Genomic DNA, 4066 nt, shown 5'->3' on the forward strand with positions numbered 1-4066 from the left:
GTGCTGCATCACCCATGCGTAGCCTCGCCGCTCAGACTGTAGACAGTCGAGGTACTCCACCTCACTCCACATCACGGCTCAACGTTAGACGTCTCGCCAAAGGAAACGACGTCTAAGAAGGAGAACCCGTCTCGGTCAGCGGCGCAGATCCGCCGGATCATCGGAGCCCAGCGGGGCTGGGCACCCGATGAACGCACCATCCAGCGGATGATCGTCCGCGAGGGGCTGGACGCGCTCAAGCTCCCGCCGCCTCCGCGGTCTTCGGACGGTTCGAGGCCGATGGCCTCAACGAGTTGTGGACCGGGGACGCCTTGCACGGGCCGCTGGTCGCCGGTCGCAAGACGTATCTGTTCGCGTCGTGGACGATCACTCGCGGGCGGTGATGGGGCATCGCTGGGGGTTCGCGGAAGACACCGTCCGCCTGGCCGCGGCCCTGCGGCCGGCCCTGGCCGCACGGGGTGTCCCGCGCTTCGGCAGACGGACTCGGCGCTGCTGTCCTCCCTTGCCATGTTCGGCCCCGCACTCGCCCAGATGGGGGGAGCCGCCACCGTGCTGTCCGGGGCGGACCGGCTGCCGCCGCGCGCCGCGATGACGGTCCTCAGTCTGCTCTTCGGTACGGGAACGGCCCTGCAGGCGATTCCCGGGCTGCCGGTCTGGGCGCTGTTCGTCGTACTGCTCGGGCTCGGCGTCGTCGGGTCGGTCAGCGGCGGGGTGCGGTACGGGCTGCTCAACGAGGTCCTGAGCCGGGACGGTTACCTGCTCGGCCGGTCCGTTCTCAACATGTCGGTCGGCGTCATCCAGATCTGCGGTTTCGCGCTCGGCGGCGCGCTGGTCGCGCTCATCTCGGCGCGCGGCACACTGCTGCTGTCCGCGGCCCTGTACGTGCTGACCGCCGTGGTGGCGCGCTGCGGGCTCAGCAGGCGGCCGCCCCGGGGCGCCGGGAAGACGTCGGTCGCCGAGACCTGGCGCGCCAACGCGCGCCTGTGGTCCTCGGTGCCGCGGCGATACGTCTACCTCGCGCTGTGGGTGCCGAACGGCCTGATCGTCGGGGCGGAGTCGCTGTACGTCTCGTACTCCCCGGGCGACGCCGGCCTGCTGTTCGCCTTCGGGGCAGTGGGGATGCTGGTGGGGGACGTCCTCGCGGGCCGCTTCCTGTCGGCCCGGTGGCGGGACCGGCTGGCCGTCCCGCTGTGCGTCCTGCTCGCCGCCCCGTACCTGCTCTTCGTCCTGGAGCCGCGGCTGCCGGTCGCCCTGGTGCTGGTCACGGTCGCCGCGCTCGGATACGGGGCGGGGCTGCTGCAGATCCGGCTCATGGCGCTGACACCCGACGAGCTGAGCGGCCAGGCACTCGGCCTGCACAGCTCCGGGATGCTCACCATGCAGGGGGTCGGGGCGGCAGTGGCCGGCACGGCGGCCGAACTGACCTCGCCGGCCACCGGCATGATGGCCACGGCGGCAGCCTCGCTGGCCGCGACGCTGCTGCTGGCCCCGGGGCTGCGCGGCGGCAAAGCGGCGGGGACGACCAGGAACAGGACGCGGTGGCCGCCCGCCCGTAGCCCTCCCGCGCGGTGCACGCGGCTTCGACATCACTTCCACGCTACTTCCATACGCGCCGCGCAGTCTGGGCGGATGGTGACTTCGAGCGATGATCTCTCCCTGTTCTGCGCCTCCCTGTTCGCCTCGATGACCCGGGTGGACCAGCGCCGCTGGGGAGAGGTCTACGTGCGCGGCCTGGTGGAGGTGCCGGGCCGGAAATCGGTGCGCCGGATCTCGGAGCGGCTGCTGGGGCGGCGCGCCGACCAGAGCCTCCAGCAGTTCGTCTCCTGCGGCGATGGCGCCAAGGGCCCGCGCATCTACGACTGGGCCGCGGCGAAACTGCCCGCCATCGACGACTTCGACGGCGACCGGCCCACCCACGACCGGTGGGTACTGGCCCGCCGCAGCGTGGCCCGCCCCCACGAGATCGCCTACTACCTTGCCTACGCACCCGCCGGCACCACCGTCGCCGAGCTGGTGCGCATCGCCGGAACCCGGTGGGCGATCGAGGAAGCCTTCCAGGCCGCGAAGAACGAATGCGGCCTGGACCAGTACGAAGTCCGCCGCTATCCGGGCTGGTACCGGCACATCACCCTGGCCATGCTCGCCCACGCATTCCTCGCCGCTACCGCCGCCCGGGCACCGCTCACCGTGGCAGAGATCCGGCGACTCCTGGCAACTGTCCGTCCCCAACACACGCACCTCCGGTGCACCGGCCACGCCATGAGCTGGTCCAGATGGCGACGCCGCCACCAGGCCACCGCCCGCCGCTGCCATTACCGCACCCGAGGTCACGAACTCCCCACACCTGACGGCACATCAGCCCAGTACACTCAGAAACACGGCCCTGACCAGCAGTGATAGCGAACTGCGACTGGAGTACAACTCCTCGTCCAAGGTGCGCTGCCCATCATCCGGTGCGACCGGGGCGCCGACCGTCTCCGTCCTCACCGCAACGCGGTCCACCTTGCCCGAGGCCGTACGCGGCAGCCCGGCGAGAACGCTGAACCGGCTCGGCCGTTGATGTGCCGGCAGCGCGGTGCGACAGCGAGCCTCGACTGTGAACGACTCGGGATCGCCGGGAACCACCACCCGCGGTGATGCGGGCACGCATGTCCGGTGGTGTGGGAGGAGCGTCGGGCGACCCGGCCCTCCTACCCGATTTCAGGTGATCAGGCGGTAGCTGCCAGCGCGATCAGGATTGACTGGAAGTCGTAGTTACTGCCGCTCGGGGCCTGCAGGTAGGCGCCGCCGTACTGCGTGACCGCCGTCGGCGACTTCAGCTTGGCGTCGTACAGCGACATGTCCGAACCGTTCGCGCTGCCCGGGTCATTGCCCTGCGACGGCGTACCGTCGGTCGGCGTCGCACCCTCGGTCGGGGTCGCGCCGGCCGAAGGCATCGAGGACGCAGTCGGCGTGCTGGTCGGCACGTCCGCGCCGGTCGCCGCGTCCATCAGCACCGGCTGGGCCTCGGTCTGGGCGTAGACGATGCCGTGGAACGCCGCGGTGACCGCCGGGACGACCCGGCTCGCCGACTTGTCGGTGTACCCCCAGGTCTTCTTGCCGGTGGTGTCGTCGAAGCCGACGATCTCCTTGCCGCCGGACTCGCCGGACGTGCAGACCACAGCCTCGGCCTGATCGCCCCAGCAGGTGAAGGTGCTCACGCTCTCGTCCACAACCTGTGACTTGGTCAGTACGACGGCGCCGCTGGCGATGTCGACCGAGTAAAAAGCGTTGTTGTACTTGTCGTTGCCCGCGTACGAGTTGGAGGCGAGGTAGGCGCGCTTCGAGCCGCTGCCTGCCGCGTTCAGGTAGTCCTGCTTGGTCGGGGTCTGCTTGGTGATCTTGCCGGTCGCACCGTCGGCGATCACGATCGTGCCGTCGGCCGCACCCTCCTGGTTGCTGCCCTTTGCGCCAGCGACGACACCGTTCAGCACGCCCGCAGGGGTGACGAACGGGATGACGGTCGACTTATGGGTCTTCGGGTCGGCATAGACCGTGAACACCTCGCCGCCCTTCTCGGCGGCCGCCTCGCCGGCGGCTCCGACACCGACGACGATCTGCCCGGTGGCGGCGTCGTACGCCTGGCTCACCACGTTGTCGCCGCCTTGGCCGGCGCCGAGGGCCGGGGTGAGGTCCGCGGTGACCTCGGCAACCTTCCTACCGTCGGTCGCGTTGAGCCACTGGAACACCACCTGGCCTTTGGCCTTCTGGGTGCCGTTGCCCTTGTCGTTCTGAACGTAAGCGATCGCTACGACGTCCTTGCCGTCCAGTTGGACGCCCATCGGTGCGGTCACGCCCAGCGTCTCGGTGGTGGACGCCGCAACGGACGGGACGGTCCACGGCTTGCCCTGCGCGGCGATGTCGCGGCCGGTGACACCGGTGAGTCCCGCGATCAGGGAGGTCTGGCCCACCATGCCGGCCTGGAGCGTGTACTGATTGTCCTTGGCCGTGCGCTCGACCCCGAACGCCGACATCGCGACGAACGCCTTGGGCGGGTCGAAGGAGGCGACTGCCGGCGCCGACGGTG

Annotated in this window: 1 protein-coding gene and 2 pseudogenes; 2 read left to right on the forward strand and 1 reads right to left on the reverse strand. The window is 70.1% G+C overall.

The genetic code is table 11. The features are described 5' to 3' along the window. Positions 1-474 precede the first annotated feature (474 nt). Together VIW71_RS11045 and VIW71_RS11050 are read left to right on the forward strand one after the other, a co-directional pair. Positions 475-1527 (forward strand): annotated as a pseudogene (locus VIW71_RS11045) (MFS transporter); the annotation flags it as partial. Positions 1528-1683: 156 nt separating this feature from the next. After that, positions 1684-2175 (forward strand): annotated as a pseudogene (locus VIW71_RS11050) (transposase); the annotation flags it as partial. A 533-nt stretch (positions 2176-2708) separates the two neighbouring features. Here VIW71_RS11050 and VIW71_RS11055 read toward each other — a convergent pair. After that, positions 2709-4066, reverse strand: a 1358-nt coding sequence (locus tag VIW71_RS11055) for a hypothetical protein (RefSeq protein WP_331621920.1), incomplete at its 5' end; no start/stop codon positions are given.

Origin of the sequence: Streptomyces sp. (assembly GCF_036524955.1) — a bacterium.
In the GTDB taxonomy this organism is placed as follows: domain Bacteria; phylum Actinomycetota; class Actinomycetes; order Streptomycetales; family Streptomycetaceae; genus Actinacidiphila.